Below are 23,612 nucleotides of genomic sequence, written 5' to 3' on the forward strand. Positions count from 1 at the left end.
ATGAAAAGCATTATGTTTTTAAGTCTTGCATTATTACTGTCTGGCTGTGCTAGCGATGCAAAAAAATATGAGTATCAAGTTCAATCAAAAGATTTATTTGACCAAGACCGCGACGGTGTTATTAACGCAAGAGACAAGTGTGCTGAAACACCGATAAGAGCCAAAACAAATAATGATGGTTGCCCTAAAGAGCAAAAAATAACGACATCAAGAAACGTTGTTATTGAATTTGGTTACGATAAATCGACGCTAACGGATGATGCAAAAGCAAAAGTAGTAAGTTTTGCTAATAGTGTTGTTGATGTGCCAGGTATTACTATTTTATTAATTGGTGATACTAGCTTAGAAGGGTCATTAGAATATAACCGTAAGCTTGCTTTAAAACGAGTTGAAACAGTTAAAGCGGCTTTGTTAGCGCAAGGTGTTAAAAATATAGAAATAACTGAGCAAACATTTATTGATTCAAAAGATATTCCTAAAGTATTAGCTGGCAGAAAAACACGAGTTATAGCGTTAGTTGATGGAGAGAGTTCTGTTGAACTAGAAAAGCAATTTGATTTATATAATGCCGGTTTTTAAATAATTATACAAATACAGTTTAAAAAGCCCGTTTTATACGGGCTTTTTTATTGCTTAAGTTTATATTAACGTGGATGTGCCAAAATAAACTAACCACTTTATTTTTGGCACTATAAAAGGAAAATTATATGGCAATTCAAAAAAAGCTAAAAGAAAAAACACGTAATTTTATTGATTCTAAGCATATGCTTAGCGGTATTACAGTGGCGTCGTTTTTAGAGTCAACCATAGTGCCTATTCCACTTGAGGCTGTATTAGTACCGCTAATGCAAGCTCGTAGAGAGAAGCTATGGCTTATCGCCTTAATGGCGACTTTAGGTTGCATAGTGGGTGCATTGTTTGGTTATGCGTTGGGTTATTATTTATTTGATGCGGTTGGTGATTGGATTATTAATACGTTTTCGAGCCCTGAGCAATTTGAAAACGTTAAGCAGCAAATGCAAGATCAAGGTTTTTGGTTTGTTATAACGCTTGGCATTGTGCCAATTCCGTTTCAAATAGCGATGCTTGCAGCAGGCGCGACTAAGTATTCTATTTGGCTATTTTTATTGGCTTCGGGTATCGCGCGTTCTATTCGTTACTTTGGTCTGGCTATTATTGTTTATTATGCAGGTAATGAAGCTGAGCGAATCATTAGTAAACATAAAACTAAAGCGATGATTGGCATTACTATTTTAGTGTTGGGATTGTGGGGACTTAGTACCGTAGTTTAAGTTTAAATTTGAGGGGGATTACGGTTTTCATCTTCGTGATGGTTTTTATTATTGTGCTATAGTTTTCAAATGAAGTACTGAAAAACCTAGCAATTAATATGATTGAAACAGTAAAACTTACCGTTAAACTTTCTAACTTTTATAAAATGCCTTTGATCAATAAAGTTTTAAGTTTAGCTTTATTGATCTATATTGCTATTTTTTCAGCCTACTCCCTAACTAGCTTTCCTCCCTTACAAGTTCAAAACAATGTGTACGGTTTTACTACCGATTTTATTAATTTAACTGTCATTATATTTCTGTTTTGGATGGTTCAATGCTCTGAGCTATCTAAAAAAGCATATATTTTTTCTAGTTTTGGTTTATTACTATGGAGTATTGGTACCACGGCAGACGTGCTTGATGAGTTAGTTGTACAGCCTTACTGGGTAAGTGTTTATTTTGAAGACTTATGTAGAACCAGCGGCATGCTTTTAACTTCTTATGGTTTATTTAAAACTATGCGCTTTGTACAAAGTATTAATAATAGGTTAGCCGCAGAGTTAATAATAGATGACTTAACGAAAGTGCATAATAGGCGCTATTTTTATCGACATGTTAAAAGTGCAAACATTGTATCTTATGTTATTTTAATTATTGATATAGACCATTTTAAGTCTATTAATGATGAGTTTGGCCATGATGTGGGCGACTCAATTCTTCAGCAGTTAGCAACTACATACAATAATGCATTTGAAGGAAACGCGCAGTTTGCTCGCTTGGGCGGTGAGGAGTTTGGAGGTTATTTACCAACAAGTAATATAGAGCAAGTTAGTGAGTTTTGTCAGCAATTAATAGACCTTGCGCACACTATCAATGTTAAAAATACGCGCCATTTAACAGTAAGTATTGGCGTAGCAAAACAAACCCCTAACGAGCCCCTCGATAAAGTCATGAAGCGTGCCGATCAAGCTCTATACGTAGCTAAAAAAACAGGTCGGGATCGTTTTGAAGTTGCCCCGTAAGCGTTTTTAATTATATAAAAACACGTCCTTATTGTTTGCACATTTACTACACTTTTTAACGTTTTCGTAAGGAAATGTCAGTGAGGGTAATGCTTTGTAAATCATGAAATTAAAATAGAATGTTTGGGTCATAATGGAGATATTAATAATAAGGAATAACCTTAATGACCAACTCCCTTTTAAAAGCTGCATTACCCTTAAGTCTAATTACTATTTTGTCGGGCTGTGGCTCTGACGATAGCTCAAGCTCTACAGGTTACATCCAATTGTATAACGGCTCTTACAATAGCCCATACACACGTTTGTTTGTTGAAGAAACAGAGCGCTCAGGCGCTGATTTTGCTGATGTAACTACTCGCCATAACTACAGCACAGACACTTATGATGTAAGTTTTGAGTATCTAGATGCTAACGACAGCTATATAACAATTAGCGATCAAGAAATTTCTATTAAGGGTGACAAAACACAGTTAGTAGTAATGAGTGGTAACTTTGATGAGCCTACATTTACAGAGCTTAGCGTACCTATCTCAAGCGATACGGGTGAGTTTAACTTAGGGTTTTACAATATTGTAGGTGAGGATACTAACTACGATATTTACTTAGCAACTGATGATGGCGTATTTGAAAGCGCGACACTTTTCTCATCGGCTCAATATTTAAGTGAGTTAGATCTGCAAAGCGTTGATGAAGGTTATTACACTATTTACATAACAGAAGCGGGCAGCAGTGATGTTGTGTACGAGTCGTCATCTGTTTATTTATACGATGAAGCAAGTTATGTAGCAATGATCCGCCCAAGTTATGCAACAGAAGAGGGCGGTATTACGCTTGATGTAGTAACCGATAATAACTACGTTACTGAGCTTAAACATCAATCTGCCCTAGGGCAATTACGTTTTATAAATACGGTTGATGACTACTCGCCAGTAAGCTTTTCTGCTACACGCGGTACAACTGTAAATACAACAAATACAGTCGCTAGTGACTCTTATACCGATTATGTTGAACTTTCGCCTAATAGTTACAGCGTAGCGATGTACGATGAAGAAGGTACAAAACTAGCTGATAACTTTTTAATGACGCTAGAGCGCGAGCAAAGTGCGGTGGGTATTTTCTATAACGACGCAGATAACGGTTTACGTATGATGAGCGTTGAAGAAAATCTAACACCAAGCAGTTACAGCCACACGGTATCGGTTGTAAACCTAATTGAAAGCTACGCAGGGCAGTCGGTTTCAGATGTAGATGTGTACTTTACACTTAACGGCGAAACGGTAGACGACACCAGTAACGTAGTCGATGGCCTAGATAAGTATGACCAAGAAGAGCAGGTTGTAGATAACGAAATTTACACGGTTTATGTTGTTTACGAAGACAACGGCCAGCAAATTGTGCTTATTCAACAAAGCGATATGGACTTTACACAAGAGGGTAACTACATATTGATTTTAGAGCATGATGAAACAACAAGCTCAGGTTATAAGATGACCCTAGAGCGCACTATTACCGATAGTGTTGAATAAACCTAAACATATAAAGTAGCATAAAGCCTAAGCACTTTAAGTGCTTAGGCTTTTTTATTGAACAAAATTTACCTACTCATTAATAATTAGGTACACTCAGGGCATAATAATTAATAAGAGTGTGCCATGGATGATTTAGTTGGGTTAGCCGTCATAGTAATACTGGTTGTAGTTGCCGGTGCTATTTGCGGCTTAATTGCGCTAGTGCAGTTAAATGCATTAAAACAAGAAGTTGCTGTTTTAAGGGCCAAAATAACACATCTACAAACACATAAATCGATATCGCAAAGTGAACCTCAAAGTGAAGCATCTACGGCTCAGGCAGCGATTTCAAGATCAGAGCCAATTGCTCATAAAGCACAGCCAAGCTTGACGTCCCAAAACGCGTCGCCACCTGTAATAAATCAGCTATCAGCACCTCCTAAAAAAGCCAAACCAGCTGAAGCATCAGCCATAGAATTACTATTTAATAAATTGCGCGCAGGGTTTGAGCAAAACTGGATGACCTGGATAGGCGCAATAGCGCTTGCGTTTGGGGGCATATTTTTAGCTAAATACAGCCTAGAAGCGGGATTACTATCACCTGTAATGAGGCTGAGTTTAGGTGGATTATTTGGGCTTAGCTTAATTGCAGCCGCAGCTTATTTACACCATAAACGCATTGTATTTGAAGGCTTTAATAATTACATACCCGCAGCGCTTGCAAGTGGTGGGTTTATTACCTGTTTTGCTTTAACGCTTTTAGCTTACAGCAGTTACGACATGCTGAGCCCTACCGTGGCATTTTTTGCGTTAGCTATTATAGCAATTAGTGCAAGCGCGATGGCGCTTAGGTTAGGCCCGCTATTGGCCGTGCTTGGTATTATTGGCGCTTACAGCGTACCAATATGGGTTAGCACTGGCAGTGGTAACTTATTTGCGCTGTTAATGTATATTGGCTTTGTAAGTTTGTCGGCTGCGTTAGTTGCACATAAAGTACAGCGAGCTTGGTTGTGGTATTTATTATGGGTTGGGCACATTGGCTGGTATTTAGTTGGTTTTACGCTACTTAAAGCTAATACCGTTTGGTTAATGGGGGCATTTGCTTTACTTAGTATTGTAGGGTTAATTGCTATACCGCGCTTAGGTCTAAAACTAAATGTTATTGAACATCGCCCGCACAGTTTAAAACGCTTAATTAAAGTGCTTCCAGATCATGCATTACTACTCGCCTTTATTGCGCCCTTAATATTTACTATGTTGATCAGTCACTTTGATATGCAGTGGCAAGCAATCGGCGTGTTAAGTATTGTATTGGTGTTGTTTTTAGTCCTTAAAAATAGCCGTTGGGATATTTGGCAGGGCGTAGCGTTAGTTATTTCAACGCTATTAGTATTAGGCGCTCAGCGCACGCATCTTTCGCCAAACCTATTTGATGACGCACTCTTTATATTCAAAAATGAATACGGTTTGGGTTTATTACTCGGATTGTTACTTACCGCTTTTGGGCTTTATTACGGTAAAAAACAGATTAAGCGTTTAGCGTTTCATATTACGGGAGCGTTTAGTGTATTTGTAATGATAGCTACTTTATATACGCTTATTCCTAATTCCGCGTTAAGTACTGCATATCCACTTTGGGCCGTTGCATTGTTTGTAGTGGCGGCTATTTTAATAAAGTGTGCGCAACATAATACAACGCTTTTTCAGCGTTTTACTTATTGGGTAGGGGCTAATGCCAATATTACGTTAGCAATTACCATGCTACTAAGTGACAGCGGCCTAACCATTGCACTTGCTGTACAAGTATTACTTATAAGCGTACTTATTAAACGCTATAACGTGCCTATGCCGCATTGGCCTATAAAAGCCTTGGTTGCTGCGTTATTACTGCGCTTAACGCTCGCACCTTGGACACCAAGTTACGATGCACTTACGGTATTTGGCTTACATTGGAGTATTGTGGTTTATCCGTTATGTATTTCGTTATTTTTTGCCGCAGCTAAGTGCTTTGACTCATCAAAACTTAAAATATGGCTCGAAGGTGCAGCCCTTCATTGTTTAGCGCTTTTTATTACTACCGAAACAAGTTATCAGTTAGTAGGGCATTATCCGCAATTTGATTCACTTAACTTTTACGAACAAATACTCCTTACCTGTAACTGGCTGGCATTAGGGTGTGTGTATTTACACAGAGCAAAACTTGCCGGTACTTTAGCTAAGTTATATAAAGTGGCGGGTTTTGCACTTGCGGGGTTAGCAGGGCTTTTTGCTATTAAAACACTACTTGACGATAACCCATTATTTGAATCACTTTACATAGGTGAGCTGCCAATATTTAACTGGTTATTACTATTGTGGTTAGTACCTGCAGGATTAACGCTTTGGCTGGCCAAGCTTGTAAAACCAATAAATGCTAAAGCTACGCCATTTATATTGGCCGTTGCAGGTGGCTTTATATTATTGGCAATAAACAGCTTTATTCGTCAGTACTGGCAAGGTCCTTACATTTACTTATCAAAAGGCGCAAGCAATGCAGAGCTCTATAGCTACTCTGTTATTTGGTTAGTATTGGGGGCGGGTACTGTTATTTTTGGGCATTTAAAAAATCAATTATTAATACAAAAAGTAGGCCTGGGCATACTAGCTGCCGTTATTGTTAAAGTGTTTTTAATTGATATGGCTAACTTGGAGGGCTTACTTAAAGCGCTTTCGTTTATTGGATTAGGGCTTTCATTGGTGGGGTTAAGTTGGTTGTTCCAAAAGCTTAGAAGCCGAGTAAATCCAGTTTAATTTTATGAACACTTTATAAAGCAAAGCCCAGTGAAGATACTGGGCTTTTTGTTTTACGCTATTACTTGATAGCTTTTAACTAGAACACTTTTTACTAGAATACTTTTAACTAGATCACTATGTACTGTGATTAAGCAGTGCCTTTAGTTTGCCCGGTTTAATTGGCTTACTTAAATAATGAATATTAGCGGCTTTGGTTTCTTGCTTAAGCTCGGTGTCGCGCACGGCGGTAATTAAAATAGCAGGGACTTGGCTTTGCCAAATTTCGCGCAGGGTTTTAATTAGCGTTATGCCATCGCAGTCATTGCCTAATTGGTAGTCCATTAAAATAACATCGGGTGTACCGTTTTGCTTAGCATGCGCCAGTACATTATCTACGTTATCAAAAAGGGTGTAATTAGCCTGCCACTTTTTAAGTAAGCTTGCCATTGCTGCTAAATTTTCAGGGTCGTCGTCTACGGCAACAATATTAATTGCTGCACGGTTTTCTATTAGGCTGTTTGTAGTACTTTTTTGTTGTACAAACTGCTCGTCACCATAAGGTACCTCAATGCTAAAACGGCTACCTTTATTTGGCTCAGAATGCACATCAAGCGGCAAACTTAATAAGTCAGCCATACGTTTTACAACACCTAAGCCTAAGCCTACGCCTTTGTTATCGCCCGACTCCACACGGTAAAAGTCGTTAAATATTTTGGCTTGCTCTACTTCGCTAATACCGGGGCCTGTATCCCATACTTCTATTCGTAAATTGTGCTTTCGGTTCCTGCAGGCAATTAATACACGGCCATTGTCGGTGTATTTAACTGCATTAGAGACCAAGTTTTGAATAATTCGGCGCAAATAGGTTATATCGCTGTGCACAATTTGTTGGTTTGAACGCACACTAAGCTTAAGGCCTTTATCACTTGATAAAATAGCGTATTCACTTTGTAGTGGCGCTAAAATATCTTCAATATAAAAGTGGCGAGGGGTAGGGGTCATAGCGCCTTGCTCAAGCTTAGCTATTTCAAGCAATGCCGACATTAAATGCACGGTTGAATCGAGACTATCGCCTAGTTTTTCAAAGCTGTTTTGGTTAGTGCTGTCGAGCTGTTTTTCGTCAATGGCGGCAAGGTATAAACGTGCTGCATTTAACGGCTGTAAAATGTCGTGGCTCGCCAGTGCTAAAAAGCGCGTTTTACTGTCGTTGGCTTGCTCTGCTTCTCGTTTAGCTAAAGTAAGTGCTTGCTCAGTTTGTACGCGGCTATCTATTTGAGCTTGTAAGTCTTTATTAATAGTTTGCACTTCTTGAGTACGTGCTTCTATGCGGTTTTCAAGATCCATGTTTACTTCTTCAAGCGCATTTTGCGTACTTATGTGGTTTGTAATATCTGAAAAGCTGGTAACAAATCCGCCATCGGGCAGCGGATTACCAATCATTTCGTATACTTGGCCATTACGACGGTGGCGAATAAAATGATGCGAGCTGCCATATTTTAAATGCTGTACACGTTTTTCTACTTGGCGTTCTATTTCGCCTGGGCCACATTCACCACGGTTAGCGTTGTATCTAATAATGTCTTCTATGGGTTGGCCTACTTCTAAAAAGCCTTCAGGGTAGCCAAACATTTCATTGTAGCGTTTGTTCCATGCAACGAGTTTTAAATCTTTATCAACAACTGAAATACCGTGGCTTAAATTTTCGAGTGAGGTAAATAACAGGTTTTGATTAAATTGCAGCGCTTGTGTGGTTTCGTCAAAAAAGTTTACAACTTCTTCAAACGCCATACGCTTACCCGACGATACCGTATGTATTAACGCTTGCGCTGACGATGCGCCAAGCACGCCTGTTAACGCGCGTTCGCAGTAGGCTATAAATTCAGGCTCCGGGTGTGCGTTGTTATCGCTTAAATGATGGGCGAGTGCGTAATGGGCCAGTACTTGTTGGCTGCGCTGAATACCTAGAAATGTTTGCAGTAGTATTTTAAAGTCGTAAACGGTGGCTTTTACGTCTTTATTTAAGCGCCTTGATAAGATAGCCTGATCTTTAGGGTTAACAAAAGCAGCGGCCTGAATTTTATCAATTAAGCGCTCCTCAGCCCCAAGTGAAAAACTAATATAACAACCAATATTGGCAAACAAAGCTATCAAGGTTCCACGCGTTATAAGCGTTTGTTGCAGCTCGCTATCAAGGGTTGCGCCGGCATCGAGTATTGGCAGCATTAAAAATAGTATCCAGCAAATAAAGCCTGCTACCAAACCCGCATACACCCCATAAGCATGACCTTTTCGCCAATATAAACCACCCACAATAGAGGGTAGCAATTGGGTAACAAGTGAAAATGCGACCAAGCCCATACTGGCCAGTGCGCTACTATGGCCAAACCATTGCTGATAGAAATAGGCCAAAATTAATATGCCTGCAATAGCAAAGCGCCTTACAAGTAATATACGAGACTTATAACTGCTGGTAATTAAGTTACGTTTAAACTTTCTACGCAGCATTAACGGCAGTACCACATCGTTTGAGATCATCGTGCTTAATGTAAGCGTTGCTACCACTATCATTGCGGTGGCGGCCGATAGCCCACCTATAAATACAAAGGTGGTTAAAAAAGCGTTGTCGTTAATTAGCGGTAGGGCAAGTACAAAGCTGTCGGGTGAATAGCCGCTGCCAATTTCAGGATGAATGGCCGCAGTCGCAATAGGTAAAATCATTGCGGCTGTTAGTAGTAAATACAGCGGAAAAGCCCAGCGAGCGGTAAGTAAGTGGCGTTTGTTTTGGTTGTCGACCACGGTTACATGAAACTGGCGAGGCAAACATATAATAGCCGCTGCAGCCATTAAAGACTGGCCAATAAAGTTAAAGCTAAAAAAGTTAAAATCGCTCCAGTGACCCCAAATAGACTCAGTTACTTTGTTCGTGGTGGCTTCGGGTAAATTAAAAAGTGTAAATACTGCAAGCCCCGCAACGGCAATAAGAGCAATAAGTTTAATCATAGATTCAAATGCAACAGCGAGCATTAAGCCAGAGCGATATTCAGTTACATCAACTTTGCGAGTACCAAAAAATATAGCAAATAAAGCCATAATTAGTGTGGCAGAAAGCGCGAGCATATCGCCGGATATTTTATTACTGTTTTGCAAAAGTAAAAAGCTTGTACTAAGCGCTTTTAATTGCAGTGCAATGTAGGGAATGGTTGCCAGTAATGCGATTACAGTAACCATTATTGCTGTAGTTTGACGTTTGCCGTAACGAGCTGAAATAAAGTCAGCAATAGTCGTTATATTTTGTTTTTTACTTACCAGTACCAGCTTACGTAAAAATCCTTGGCCGAATAAAAACAGCAACGCAGGGCCTAATAATATTGGCAAGTAACTCCAACTGCTGGTGGCGGCTGTTCCTACCGAACCGTAATAAGTCCAAGAGGTACAGTAAATCCCGAGTGAGAGTGAATACACAAATGGGTGATGGCTAATACGCTTTGCTAAAGGGGTTGTTTTATCGCCCCAATTGGCAAGCCAAAACAGCACACCTATATAACTTAAAGCAACAATAATGAGTACGGCAGTCATGTTGTTATTAAACCTTATTATTTTAAATAGTCCCTCATCCCTATGAGGGATTAACACAATACCAGAACTGAGGTTAAGTGTGAGGGTTGAATTTAAAATAAAACTTTTATTTTATTTATATCTTATTGAATATTAACAGTAAAAATAAAACACCCTTGAGCATTAGACTAATGTCGCATTAATGACCAACTTATCAATTTAATCATAAAGCCAGCTTACAAAAACAGCCTAAGCAATTGAAATAATATAAAAATATATAAAGCACGCTTGAATGATAAATGCAGTTTACGTAAACGTTAACAAGCTGTTACGACTATGGTCTCAATTCAATATGTAACCAGCGTTGCTAAATTGGTAAGCGAAGATAAAAAACCACTCATCGCGATATTGCGGTGCTTAAAGGGGAAAACAAAAATGGCTTTTAAAGATGAAGAACAAGCAAAAGCTTATTGGGCAGAAAACATTTCGCTGTTATTTAAACTGTTAGCAGTGTGGTTTGTCGTGTCTTTTGGCTTTGGCATATTACTGGTTGATGTACTTAATGAAGTACGTTTTTTTGGGTTTAAACTTGGCTTCTGGTTCGCCCAGCAAGGCGCGATTTATACCTTTGTTGCTTTGATTTTTGTGTACGTTTTCAAAATGAATACGTTAGATAAAAAATACGGCGTAGACGAATAGGAGCTAAGCAATGGATGTTCAAACACTCACGTTCTTAATTGTTGGTTTAAGCTTTGCGCTTTATATCGGCATAGCAATATGGGCCCGAGCGGGTTCAACCAAAGAGTTTTATGTAGCGGGCGGCGGCGTACCTCCTCTTGCTAATGGTATGGCAACAGCTGCCGATTGGATGAGCGCCGCGTCGTTTATTTCAATGGCGGGTATTATTTCGTTTGCAGGTTACGATGGCAGTGTTTACTTAATGGGGTGGACAGGTGGTTATGTACTATTAGCCATGTGTTTAGCGCCTTACTTACGTAAATTCGGCAAGTTTACTGTGCCAGACTTTATTGGCGACCGTTACTATTCACGTACCGCGCGTTTAGTTGCTATTTTTTGTGCCATATTCATTTGTTTCACTTATATAGCAGGGCAAATGCGTGGCGTAGGCGTGGTATTTTCACGCTTTTTAGAAGTAGAAATTGAAACCGGTGTTTACATTGGTATGGTGATTGTATTCTTTTATGCGGTACTTGGCGGCATGAAAGGCATTACCTACACACAAGTAGCGCAGTATTGTGTACTTGTATTTGCCTACCTTGTACCAGCCATTTTTATCTCGATGATGATGACGGGTCACTTCTTCCCACAAACCGGTTTTGGTGCCACACTAATTGGCAGCGACGGCGTGTACGTACTTGATAAATTAGATGGCTTAAGCGCTGAACTTGGTTTTGCGCAATATACCGAAGGCTCTAAGAGCATGATTGACGTATTTGCTATTACTGGTGCGTTAATGGTAGGTACTGCTGGTTTACCACATGTAATTGTACGCTTTTTCACTGTACCTCGCGTAAAAGACACACGTATTTCTGCTGCATGGACTCTTGTGTTCATCGCGATTGTTTACACAACAGCACCTGCGGTTGCAGCCTTTGCTCGCGTAAACATGGTTGATACTATTAATGGTAAAGACGGTAGCGGTACAGCTTACGCAGAAGCACCAGGATGGATTAAAAACTGGGAACGCACAGGTTTAATTACATTTGATGATAAAAACGGCGATGGCAAAATGTTCTACACGGCGGGTAAAATCACCGATCCGAACAGTGCTAACGAAGTAAATGTAGACCGCGACATTATGGTATTAGCAAATCCAGAAATTGCTAATTTACCAGCATGGGTAATTGCACTCGTAGCTGCTGGTGGTATTGCCGCTGCATTGTCTACAACAGCAGGTTTACTACTGGTTATTTCGACCTCCGTTTCGCACGATTTACTCAAGCGAACCCTCAAGCCCGATATTACCGACAAGCAAGAGTTACTTGCAGCGAGGTTGGCAGCCATGGTCGCTATTGTTATCTCCGCGTACTTTGGTATTAACCCGCCTGGATTTGTGGCATCGGTAGTGGCATTTGCCTTCGGCTTGGCGGCAGCGAGTTTCTTCCCAGCAATTATTATGGGTATATTCTCTAAAACAATGAACCGAGAGGGCGCAATTGCAGGCATGGTAACGGGTATTGGCTTTACCGCTGCGTATATCATCTTCTTCAAGTTTGTAAGCCCTGAGCTTAATAATCCTGAACATTGGTTTTTAGGTATTTCGCCTGAAGGTATTGGCTTGATTGGTATGATTATTAACTTTGTAGTAGCTGCAGTTGTTCTTAAATTTACTCAAGCTACACCTATTGAAATTCAAGAAATGGTAGAAGGTATTCGTAACCCTAAAGGGTCAGCTGAAGCGCACGATCACTAGGCAACATTTATAGATATAGTAAAAAAATATAAAGCACCCAAAGCCCGACTTTAGTCGGGCTTTTTATTTGTTTAATAAATAAGTACATTAGATTGGTACATCACCATTTAAAGAGCGAATACAATGAGTGTAGAACAACAAGAAATAGCCCAATACGTTTGTTTGCAAGCGCCTTTTACTATGCTTGATAGCAGCGCATGCGAATACTTTGTAAATCATCTTGATATTATTTACCTTACCCGCGAAAACCAGACTCAGTGGTTACAAAGTGAAAACCCTAAACTATTTTTAATTCGCTCTGGTTTGTACGACCTAGTTGATGGCAAGGGCGATGTTGTTACGCGCTTAGCGCAAGGTGACTATTTTGGTTTTCCGTCGCTGTTAACCGGTGAGGCAATTCAAAATAGGTTAGAAGTACAAAAAGAGGGGATAGTGTATATGCTCTCTCAAACGCATTTTGATTTTTTACGCAGAGAATATAAATCGTTTGAGCAATACTTTGTACGCGCTCACGCTAACCGGTTATTGTCATCACATTATAAAAGTAAAAACGATAGCTGGTCGGAACGTAAAATATCAGAGCTGATGACGCGCACAGCAATTACGCTTACGCCCGATGCAAGTATTAGGCAAAGTGCTAAAAAAATGAAAGAGCATGGCGTATCGTCAATAATGATAACGCAGCACGCGCACTTAGTAGGGGTTGTGACCGACCGCGATTTACGCAACCGAGTACTTGCCGACGAGGTAGATCCACAAGACGCAGTAAGCAGTATTATGACCGCCAAACCTAAGTTTATATTTGAAAATAACCGGGTGTTTTCGGCGCTACACTTAATGCTTAAATACAATATTCACCATTTGCCCGTGCTTGACGAAAACCATAACCCGATAGGGATGATAACCAGCACCGATTTACTGCGCCAACAAAAAAGTGACCCCGTACAGCTTATTGGGCGCATATATAAAGCGCACACTGTTACTGATTTAAAACGCTACGCTAAAGAAATTCCCGAACTTTTGCGTAGTTTTTCGTACAACATTGACGACATATCGCTAATTGGTAAATTACTCAGTGGTTTAACCGATGCGCTTACATCGCGCCTGATTCACTTATTTCAAGAAGAGCATGGCGCAGCGCCAACCAGCTTTAGTTTTATTTGCTTTGGCTCGCAAGCACGCGAAGAACAAACCCTGCATTCAGATCAAGATAACGGCTTATTACTCCCTAACGACTTAACCACCGAGCAACACGCTTACTTTAAAAGTATGGGGGAGTTTGTATGCGAGAATTTAGTTGAGTGCGGCATTAGGCGTTGCCCAGGTAATATTATGGCAAGCAGTGATGAGTGCCGTATGAGCGTAAACGACTGGAGCGAGCGCTTTTTTAAATGGATAAAAAGCCCCACACCCAATGCAATGCTTAACTGTAAGATATTTTTTGACCTGCGATTTATTGAAGGTTCAAACGCTTTATACACGGCTTTTTGCGAGCAACTAATTCGTATATCGCGTAACGACTTATTCTATGCCGCAATGGCAACCGACATAAGCAGCAACAGCGTGCCAATTGGTTTATTTAATAAATTTAAAACCGAAAAAACAGATCAAAATAATAAATACATAGATTTAAAAAAACGTGGTGTCGTAATTATAAATGACATAGTGCGGTTATACGCTTTAAAAGCGGGTATTAGGCGCGCCAACACACAAGAGCGGTTGGACGCACTACTAAAACATAAACTGATCAGCAAAGAAGATATATACAACCTAAAAGACTGCTGGCGGTTCTTAACGCAGCTTCGTTTGAGTACACAAATAAACGAAGAGGGCTTACCGAGTAATTGCATTAACCCTAATAAATTAAACTCACTAGAGCGCCATCAACTAAAAGAAGCGTTTTACCTTGTTAAACAAGCGCAGCAAGCCGCCGCGTTTAAGTTTGCTCGCGGCAGTTTATAATGATGGATTACTAACATGGTAAAAAAGCTGCTCACTCGGTATTTAAAGCGCCGTAAATTACTAGGCAAAAATGCCTTACAACAACGTTACTTAGTGATTGATTTAGAGCTCACTGGGCTTGATGCAAAACAGCACGAAATTGTATCGGTAGCGTGGGTGATAATAGATAACCAATGTATAAAAATGAGCGAGTCGCAGCACCTTATAAATAAAAACGTAAAAAGCCTTGAGCAAAGTCCTGTTTTTCATGGGATTAGCGATGATGCTATAGCAAAGGGGCTAAGCCTAAACAGTATATTAATGCAATTAAGTAACCATTTTAGCGACTGTATTTTAGTGTTTCATAATGCCATGCTCGACTGGGGCTTTTTAAAAATAGCGCTTAAAAATGCCAATATAACAATACGGCCTAAACTCATAATCGACACACTGCATATTGAGCAAAAGCGCTTACTCCATCATTCAACTGAAATAAAACAAGATGATTTAACCCTTAATGCTTGCCGCACACGTTATGAGTTACCAAGCTATCATTGCCATCACGCACTGACCGATGCACAAGCCACTGCCGAGTTACTGCTAGCCCAGTGTCATCAAATAAACCGTGGCAAAGAGTTAAAAGTAGGCGAGTTGATGTAGGTTGGCTGAAGGCGGGGCTTTATGCCGCGCGAGATAAACTCCCGCCTACAATAAAGAGCAGTTTACTTTTATTGTTATCCGTATAACTATAGGTACAGTTACGTAATCATTATCTAACTAATCACTTCAAGGACGATCATGAAACTCATCACTGCCATTTTCTTAACCTTATTCCCACTCATCACTTTTGCTAATTCATGCTTACCTACAAGCCGTCAAATTTCGGTTCAAGGGACTGCAGAGGTGCTTGCCGTTCCTGATATAGCTAAAATACTATTTCAAATTATAAGTATTAAAAACGAACCTTTAGCAGCTAAGAACGATCTTGATAATAAAGTTAATTTACTAATTGACGGACTAAGTCAATTTGAAATAACTGCCGATGATGTAGTCGCCTCAAGTGTTAAAGTTGAAAAAACGGGTATGGATTACATTGAAACAGGGCATCAGGCTCCCGCTGAATACGCAGCTATAAGGATTTTTGAAGTAACACTAAAAAATAATGAAAGAGTGAATGATTTAAGTGATTTTTTATTGAATTTAAAAGTAAATGCGATTCAAAGTACTGAGTTTTTATCTTCAAAAGCTGAGCTGTTACAAGCACAAGCTACACAACAAGCACTTAATAACGCAAAAGAAAAAGCAAATATGCTTGCTAACTCCTTTGATACAAAAGTGGGTGAAGTACGCACTATTAGCTCAACTCAAAAAAGTGTTTACAGTGGTTTTGGTGCAGCGGTTAAAAAAATAGATAGAGTAAATCCAATAAGCGATTCCTTTCCTAAAGCTCGCAAAAATTATCTACAACAAACGGTAAGCTTTAAATCATCAATAAACGTGGTGTTTGATTTAGAAGTAAATGATTAAGTTAAAATTTTCATTTCAAATACATTTTCATAATGTAAGCTGGCTTTAAGTTTTTGATTAATTTGAAGGTAGCCATATTATGAGCGATGAAATCAACACGTTAAAAGCACAAACTGAGGCAAAAGTAGCAGCAGGGCGCAAAGGTAATCCTGATTTTATGAAAGGTGTTGATGAAACGATTGCACAAGCAAAAGCGTTTCAACAAGGTGCTAATGCACTTGATTTAAACCAAATTGCACCAAGTTTTGAGTTACCAAATCAACATGGTCAATCGGTGCAGTTAACTGAGTTACTTGCTAAAGGGCCTGTGGTTGTTACTTTTTATCGTGGTAGTTGGTGTCCGTACTGTAATTTACAACTAAAAGCACTGCAGTCACGTTTACCTGAAATTCATGCTTTAGGTGCGCAGCTGGTGGCTATTAGCCCGCAAGTACCCGACGGCTCAATGAGCGAAAGCGATATAAGTAACATGGATTTTTTAGTGCTGAGTGATCAAAATGCCGATGTAGCAGCAAGCTACGGCGTAGCATGGCAAGTGCCCACATTTTTACTCGAGCATATGCGAGTAGACCGAGGCCTAGATTTAGAGTCGGTTAACAATGGCAATAGTAGTGTTTTACCGATCCCTGCCACCTTTGTTTTAGATAAACAAGGTAAAGTGACTTGGCGTTATGTTGATGTTGATTATCGTACTCGTTCTGAGCCAGAAGATATAATTAACGCTTTGAAAAATTTAGTATAAAAAACTTAATTTTGAAAGTCAGACCCCTTGAAGAGCTTGCAATGCCTAAGCTCTTCAACGTTAATTTAAAGTTTCTAATGCTTCCCTCTTATAATCAGATGCAAGGTCGATTACAATACAGACATCTAAAAGGCGTATTGCCTTTATCTGCACGCTAAAAGAGTGGATTTTATATTTCATGGCAATCAAACTTGCAATTAATGGTTTTGGTCGTATTGGTCGAAATATTGTCCGCGCGTTATACGAGTCTGGTTTGAGCGACGATATAAAAATTGTTGCGATTAACGAACTTGCTGATCCTGAAGCTATTGCTCATTTATTAAAATACGACACATCCCACGGTCGTTTTTCTTTTCCTGTAAAACTTGGTGAAGACACCATTAGTGTTGCAGGCGATACCATTGCACTTTTTTGTGAAGAAAACCCAATTGAATTACCTTGGCAAACGCTCGATGTAGACGTTGTACTTGAATGTACGGGTGTTTACCACTCGCGTGAACATGCGCAGTTACATATTACCGCAGGTGCTAAAAAGGTGTTGTTTTCGCATCCGGCCGATAACGATGTTGATGCTACGATTGTGTATGGCATTAACGACGATGAGCTTAAAAGCGAGCACACAATTGTTTCTAACGGATCGTGTACAACTAACTGTGTTGTGCCGGTTATTAAAGTATTAGATGATGCATTTGGTATTGAGTCGGGCGCTATTACAACGATTCATGCGTCGATGAACGATCAACAAGTGATTGATGGTTATCATCATGATTTACGCCGTACTCGCGCTGCAAGCCAATCAATTATTCCAGTTGATACAAAGCTCGCTCGTGGTATAGACCGTATTTTACCTAAATTTAAAGGCCGTTTTGAAGCCATCGCCGTACGTGTACCTACTATAAATGTCACGGCAATGGATTTAAGTGTAACGGTTAATACCGATGTAGATTTAAATGCAGTAAATAATGCACTTAAAGCACAAGCAAAAGACCGCTTAGAAGGTATTTTAAGTTATACCGAAGAGCCGCTTGTATCGGTTGATTTTAATCACGACCCACATTCTTGTATTATTGATGGCACACAAACACGTGTTAGTCACAAACGACTGATAAAGTTATTAGTATGGTGTGATAACGAATGGGGTTTTGCTAATCGTATGCTCGACACAGCGCGTGCTATGATGGCAGTGAATAAGTAATTTATTAATATAATAATTTTAAACGTATTTTTCAGGTTCAGTATCGTTAACTAAGGAGATGTTCATGTCGGTCATAAAAATGGCAGATTTAGATTTAAACGGCAAACGCGTATTAATTCGTGAAGATTTAAATGTACCAGTTAAAGCAGGTAAAGTGACGTCAGATGCGCGTATTCGTGCAGCACTACCTACTATTAAACTAGCCCTTGAGAAAGGCGCTAAAGTAATGGTTATGTCACACCTTGGCCGTCCTACGGAAGGGGAATACGATGAAGCGTTTTCGCTTGCACCTGTAGCTGATTACTTAAACGATGCCCTAGAGCAAACTGTACGTTTAGAAAAAGATTACCTAAACGGTGTTGATATTGCTGATAACGAAGTGGTTGTTTTTGAAAATGTGCGCTTTAACAAAGGCGAGAAGAAAAACGACGAAGCGCTATCTAAGCAACTAGCAGCACTGTGTGATGTATATGTAATGGATGCATTTGGTACGGCTCACCGTGCACAAGCGTCTACCCATGGCGTTGGTTTATTTGCTGATGTGGCATGTGCAGGTCCATTGTTATCGGCTGAGCTTGAAGCGTTAGGAAAAGCACTTGATAATCCAGCGCGTCCATTAGTAGCGATTGTTGGTGGTTCTAAAGTATCTACTAAGCTTACCGTTTTAGATTCACTTTCTAAAATTGTTGACCAATTAGTTACCGGCGGCGGTATTGCAAATACCTTTATTGCTGCATCAGGTAGCCCAGTTGGTAAATCGCTTTACGAACCTGATTTAATGGATGAAGCGAACCGTTTATGTGCAGCAGCGATTGCTAATAATGGTGAAATTCCGGTACCGACTGACGTAGTGGTTGGTAATGAGTTTTCTGAATCTGCTGTAGCTACACTTAAAGATGTAAGCGAAGTAACAAGCAATGATATGATTTTTGATATTGGCCCTGATACAGCGAGCAAGCTTGCAAAAATTATTGCAAATGCAGGCACTGTTGTATGGAATGGTCCAGTTGGCGTGTTCGAGTTTGACCAATTTGGTAATGGTACTCGTGCTATTGCACAAGCAATTGCTAACTCAAATGCGTTTTCAATTGCGGGTGGTGGTGATACCTTAGCCGCAATCGATAAATACGGCATTGCCGATAAAGTATCTTATATTTCTACTGGTGGTGGTGCGTTCTTAGAGTTTTTAGAAGGCAAAAAACTTCCAGCAGTTGAAATGCTAGAGTCGCGCGCTAAGTAATTTTAGTCGCGTAAGGTGAGGGTGTAATAGCCCTCACCGACAATTAATTACTAAATACCTCTCACCCTAATTTAGTCGTTAATTTAGACGGAATATTACTGCAAAGCAGTGGTTTTTCGTGGCGTTGTTATAACGCCAAACTAACACATCCGTTCAAACTAGATGGTAGGGAACTACTGTCGATAAATTGGAGAATACCCAATGGCTTTAATCAGTATGCGACAACTTTTAGATCATGCAGCAGAGCATGGTTACGGCGTACCTGCTTTTAACGTTAACAATCAAGAGCAAATGCGCGCAATAATGGAAGCGGCTGACAAAACAAACAGTCCAGTAATCGTTCAGGGATCAGCTGGCGCACGTGCTTATGCTGGTGCTCCATTTATTCGTCATATGATTTTAGCAGCCGTTGAAGAATGGCCACATATCCCAGTTGTAATGCACCAAGATCACGGCACGTCGCCAGGTGTATGTCAGCGTTCAATTCAGCTTGGTTTTTCATCAGTAATGATGGATGGCTCGTTAATGAGCGACGGCAAAACCCCTTCAAGCTACGAATACAATGTAGAAGTAACGCGCGAAACTGTTGCGATGGCGCATGCCTGTGGCGTATCGGTTGAAGGCGAGCTAGGTGTACTTGGTTCACTTGAAACAGGTGAAGCTGGCGAAGAAGATGGCGTTGGCGCAGAAGGCATATTAACAACTGATCAAATGCTAACAGACCCTGAAGAAGCGGCTGATTTTGTAAATAAAACACACGTTGATGCACTTGCAATTGCTTGCGGTACTTCACACGGTGCTTATAAATTTACTCGCCCACCAACAGATGACATTTTAGCGATTGATCGCATTAAAGCGATTCATGCCCGTATTCCTAACACGCACTTAGTGATGCATGGCTCATCTTCAGTTCCTCAAGAATGGTTAGAAATTATTAATCAGTACGGTGGCGAAATTCCAGAAACTTATGGTGTGCCAGTTGAGCAGATTGTTGAAGGCATTAAGTTTGGTGTTCGCAAGGTAAATATTGATACCGATTTACGTTTAGCATCTACCGGTGCAATTCGCCGTCATATGGCGCTTAACCCATCTAACTTTGATCCACGTAAATACCTAGCTGAAGCTACAAAAGCAATGACAGAGATTTGCGTTGCACGCTATAACTCGTTTGGTACTTCTGGTCAGGCTAGTAAAATTAAGCCAATTTCACTTGATGAAATGCACCTTAAATACTTAAGCGGCGAACTAGACCCTAAAATTAGATAATAGATCAATTTATAATTGATCATTATTAGGGCCTGTTTATCTTTCGAGGTTGAATTTGCAGCAGTATGTTTGGTATTTAGGCAAGGCAGAGCCTATGCAGTGTGGTTATTCCCCATAAATAGGCGATAACGTGGAATAAATGCCAAACATGCGCTGCCCGAAGGGTTCTGCTTAGGGGCAATTTACTCTTTGTTGCCTACATGGATGTAGGTAAGGGGCGTGAGCAGGACGCGGAAGCTTTGCTCGGTTTTTACTTAGCCCGCTAGGTTACAAACCCCACGCCGCGATTAAATCGCCCCTGGGTTGATCAAATTTTAATCATGAAAGGTCAACAGGCCCTAAGCCAGTAACTTTGTTGCTGGCTTTTTTAATGTCAGCCCTTTTTATATTACAGATTACGGTTTTTTGATCAGATCACTGCATTACCAACGCGGAATTTTGGGATCACGCATTTACTAACACAGCCTTTTCGGATCATTACTTTACTAAGCCAAATACACTTTAATGCTATATATGGGTTCTGAGATAATTTGATCGTTATTTATTTGTACAAACAATCAACAACTTATGGCTTTGACTAGGTACAACTCTGATCTGAGGGTTGATCGGCTTGGTAAAAATCTGATCCTTTATTTGGAGCTTAGTAAAATTTAGATCTATTTTTGAACGTATTGTTTGTTACACAGGCGGGTTTGTTGATTTTAAAATGGCTTTAAAGCTACTTTTAAACGATCGATCTGTAAAAATGTCTTGGTTAGTAAAACAATGATCCCAGCTAGTTTGATATTGTTTAGTGGTTTAAATAGCGATACAAAAAAGATAATTTCAAAAAGTTAGCTATTACATAAATTTATCGTAAATCTCTTTTTATTACGTTAAATATTAAAAAGGTTTTAAAAATATGACGTTAATGAGGTTTTTTGTCACTAATTTGTGTTTTTTTTACCACCATTTTAATTTACACGTTACACTTTCATAAAAATGTCATACTTAGTCATAATAATGAAAACTAATTCGATAGCGTAAGAGATAAATTGGAATGTCACGTAAAGTACTAGTCGTAGATGACGAAGCTCCTATCAGGGAGATGTTGGTTTTTGTTTTAGAGCAAAATGGATTTCAAGCAATTGAAGCAGAAGATTACGACTCTGCTATTGCAGCTATGGTTGAACCTTACCCAGATATGGTTTTACTTGATTGGATGTTACCAGGTGGAAGCGGTATTCAAATTGCTAAAAAGTTTAAGCAAAACGAACACACCCGCCAAATCCCAATTATTATGCTTACAGCTCGCGGCGAAGAAGAAGACAAAGTACGCGGTCTTGAAGTAGGTGCAGATGATTACGTCACTAAGCCGTTTTCACCTAAAGAGCTTATGGCACGTATTAAAGCGGTTATTCGTCGTGTATCGCCAACCTCATTAGAAGAAGCTATTGAAGTACATGGCCTGCGTTTAGACCCTATTTCGCATCGTGTTACCTCAGAAGGTAACGAGCTTGATATGGGGCCAACCGAATTTAGATTACTGCACTTTTTTATGACTCACCCAGAGCGTGTTTATAGCCGTGAACAACTGCTTGATCATGTGTGGGGAACTAACGTTTACGTAGAAGATCGCACGGTTGATGTGCACATTCGTCGCCTGCGTAAAGCAATTGGCCCACTTGGACATGACCGTTTGGTGCAAACAGTACGTGGCGCTGGGTATCGTTTTTCAAGTAAGCTGTGATCAGCTTAAAACTTAGCTAATGTGTAAAATACGCATGTATTACTACTCTAAGGTAAAGTGAGTGTATGTATCGAGTTGTTAATAAACAGGCGTTAGTTAAACGCCTGTTTATCTATTTTTTACCCTTACTATTAATTGGTGTGCTGGTTGGCGCGCCATTTTTGCTTTTATTTTTAGGATCTTTTTCCCTCCTTATTTGGCACTACCATCAACTTTATCGTTTGAGCGATTGGCTACTTAATCAACGCAGCTTTAATCCGCCAGAGGGTGAGGGTGCATGGGAGCAAGTGTTCGAAGGTATTTATCATCTCCAGCACCGTAATCGTAAAAAACGTAATGAGCTTGCAGATTTAATTCGTCGCTTTCGCGATGGGGCTGAAGCGGTACCTGATGCGGTTGTGGTATTACAAAACGATTTAAGTATTGTGTGGTGTAATCAATTAGCCCTTAAAGTGCTTGGTTTGCAGTGGCCTACCGATCATGGTCAGCGCCTTGATAATTTAATTCGCGAACCTAAGTTTGCTAAATACATGCACAAAGGCGAATTTGACGAGGCGCTTGAGCTGGATAACGGTCACAGTATTGAGCAGGTGCTTGAGTTTAGGGTAATGCCATATGCAAGTACGCAACTTATGGTTGTGGTACGTGATGTAACGCGCTTAAAACAGCTTGAACAGATGCGTAAAGACTTTGTAGCCAATGTGTCGCATGAACTACGTACACCGCTTACAGTGGTTACAGGGTATCTTGAGATGATGGATGGCGACATGATGCCGCCGCCAGCAATGTGGAACAAAGCGCAAAATACCATGCTTGAACAATGTAAGCGCATGGATAGCTTAGTCAGCCAATTATTATCGCTTTCGCGTATTGAAGGTGCACGGCGCCAAGACAACGATAAAGCTATAAATGTGCCGCAATTACTTGGTTATATTCACACTGAAGCAAACTCAATTAATCAAGACAAAGGCCACGAACTTATTTTTGATATTGATAAAACCCTTGATATTAAAGGCTCTGAGGATGAACTGCGTAGTGCGTTTTCTAATTTAGTATTCAACGCGATTCATTACACAAAACCAGGCGGTAAAGTAGAAGTTTGCTGGCAGCGCAAAAACAATAAAGCGTGTTTTAGTGTTACCGATAATGGTGATGGTATTGCGCCTGAGCATATTAACCGATTAACTGAGCGTTTTTATCGTGTTGATAAAGCTCGCAGTAGAACAACAGGTGGCTCAGGCTTAGGGCTCGCTATAACAAAACATGTGTTAACTCGCCATGATAGTAAATTAAATATTCGCAGTGAAGTTAACAAAGGATCGTGTTTTTCTTTTGAATTTTCAATAGATAAGATAGTTTCGCTGACTAAATAATTAAGCTAATAGGTCAAGTCATAAAAGTGTCATT

Annotated in this window: 17 protein-coding genes; 16 read left to right on the forward strand and 1 reads right to left on the reverse strand. The window is 39.9% G+C overall.

The features are described from left to right. The 5 genes from H5092_RS15820 to H5092_RS15840 all read left to right on the forward strand — a co-directional run bounded on the left by H5092_RS15820 (position 1) and on the right by H5092_RS15840 (position 6,594). A complete protein-coding gene (locus H5092_RS15820) occupies positions 1–579 on the forward strand; it encodes an OmpA family protein (protein ID WP_182721235.1) in 579 nt (192 codons plus the stop codon). A 128-nt stretch (positions 580–707) separates the two neighbouring features. Then, positions 708–1,292 (forward strand): YqaA family protein, encoded by a 585-nt coding sequence (locus H5092_RS15825; RefSeq protein WP_024600650.1) that lies wholly within the window; start codon positions 708–710, stop codon positions 1,290–1,292. 98 nt (positions 1,293–1,390) lie between these two features. Next, positions 1,391–2,296, forward strand: coding sequence for a GGDEF domain-containing protein (locus H5092_RS15830; RefSeq protein ID WP_182733971.1), 906 nt, complete (start codon positions 1,391–1,393; stop codon positions 2,294–2,296). A gap of 164 nt (positions 2,297–2,460) precedes the next feature. Further along, on the forward strand, positions 2,461–3,822 hold the full coding sequence (locus H5092_RS15835) for a hypothetical protein (RefSeq protein WP_182733973.1): 1,362 nt from the start codon (positions 2,461–2,463) through the stop codon (positions 3,820–3,822). Between the two features lie 126 nt (positions 3,823–3,948). Continuing rightward, positions 3,949–6,594 (forward strand): DUF2339 domain-containing protein, encoded by a 2,646-nt coding sequence (locus tag H5092_RS15840; protein WP_182733976.1) that lies wholly within the window; start codon positions 3,949–3,951, stop codon positions 6,592–6,594. A gap of 117 nt (positions 6,595–6,711) precedes the next feature. On the opposite strand, the gene H5092_RS15845 is transcribed toward H5092_RS15840, so the two are convergent. Continuing rightward, positions 6,712–10,152 (reverse strand): PAS-domain containing protein, encoded by a 3,441-nt coding sequence (locus H5092_RS15845; protein ID WP_182733978.1) that lies wholly within the window; start codon positions 10,150–10,152, stop codon positions 6,712–6,714. Between the two features lie 414 nt (positions 10,153–10,566). On the opposite strand from H5092_RS15845, the gene H5092_RS15850 reads away from it, so the two are divergent. The 11 genes from H5092_RS15850 to phoR all read left to right on the forward strand — a co-directional run bounded on the left by H5092_RS15850 (position 10,567) and on the right by phoR (position 23,578). Beyond that, entirely contained in the window at positions 10,567–10,830 is a 264-nt protein-coding gene (locus H5092_RS15850) for a DUF4212 domain-containing protein (RefSeq protein WP_002961535.1), read from the forward strand. 10 nt (positions 10,831–10,840) lie between these two features. Beyond that, complete coding sequence (locus H5092_RS15855) at positions 10,841–12,565, forward strand: sodium:solute symporter family protein (RefSeq protein WP_002961534.1); 1,725 nt, start codon at positions 10,841–10,843, stop codon at positions 12,563–12,565. 123 nt (positions 12,566–12,688) lie between these two features. Continuing rightward, positions 12,689–14,527, forward strand: a complete 1,839-nt coding sequence (locus tag H5092_RS15860) for a DUF294 nucleotidyltransferase-like domain-containing protein (protein ID WP_039490378.1) — start codon at positions 12,689–12,691, stop codon at positions 14,525–14,527. A gap of 15 nt (positions 14,528–14,542) precedes the next feature. After that, a complete protein-coding gene (locus H5092_RS15865; RefSeq protein ID WP_182733982.1) occupies positions 14,543–15,166 on the forward strand; it encodes a 3'-5' exonuclease in 624 nt (207 codons plus the stop codon). A gap of 138 nt (positions 15,167–15,304) precedes the next feature. After that, positions 15,305–16,033: an SIMPL domain-containing protein gene (locus tag H5092_RS15870; protein ID WP_182733987.1), complete on the forward strand. Its 729-nt coding sequence runs from the start codon at positions 15,305–15,307 to the stop codon at positions 16,031–16,033. A 79-nt stretch (positions 16,034–16,112) separates the two neighbouring features. Continuing rightward, positions 16,113–16,775, forward strand: coding sequence for a peroxiredoxin-like family protein (locus tag H5092_RS15875; protein ID WP_182733990.1), 663 nt, complete (start codon positions 16,113–16,115; stop codon positions 16,773–16,775). A gap of 178 nt (positions 16,776–16,953) precedes the next feature. Continuing rightward, entirely contained in the window at positions 16,954–17,970 is a 1,017-nt protein-coding gene (gene epd / locus H5092_RS15880) for an erythrose-4-phosphate dehydrogenase (protein WP_002961528.1), read from the forward strand. Between the two features lie 64 nt (positions 17,971–18,034). Continuing rightward, complete coding sequence (locus H5092_RS15885) at positions 18,035–19,210, forward strand: phosphoglycerate kinase (protein ID WP_002961525.1); 1,176 nt, start codon at positions 18,035–18,037, stop codon at positions 19,208–19,210. A 201-nt stretch (positions 19,211–19,411) separates the two neighbouring features. Beyond that, positions 19,412–20,476, forward strand: a complete 1,065-nt coding sequence (fba, locus tag H5092_RS15890; protein ID WP_182733993.1) for a class II fructose-bisphosphate aldolase — start codon at positions 19,412–19,414, stop codon at positions 20,474–20,476. Positions 20,477–21,515: 1,039 nt separating this feature from the next. After that, positions 21,516–22,205 (forward strand): phosphate regulon transcriptional regulator PhoB, encoded by a 690-nt coding sequence (gene phoB / locus H5092_RS15895; RefSeq protein ID WP_006791869.1) that lies wholly within the window; start codon positions 21,516–21,518, stop codon positions 22,203–22,205. A 65-nt stretch (positions 22,206–22,270) separates the two neighbouring features. Beyond that, a complete protein-coding gene (phoR, locus tag H5092_RS15900; protein ID WP_182694011.1) occupies positions 22,271–23,578 on the forward strand; it encodes a phosphate regulon sensor histidine kinase PhoR in 1,308 nt (435 codons plus the stop codon). Positions 23,579–23,612 lie beyond the last annotated feature (34 nt).

It is taken from the genome of Pseudoalteromonas sp. SR41-7, assembly GCF_014163935.1.
Classification (GTDB): Bacteria; Pseudomonadota; Gammaproteobacteria; order Enterobacterales; family Alteromonadaceae; genus Pseudoalteromonas; species Pseudoalteromonas distincta.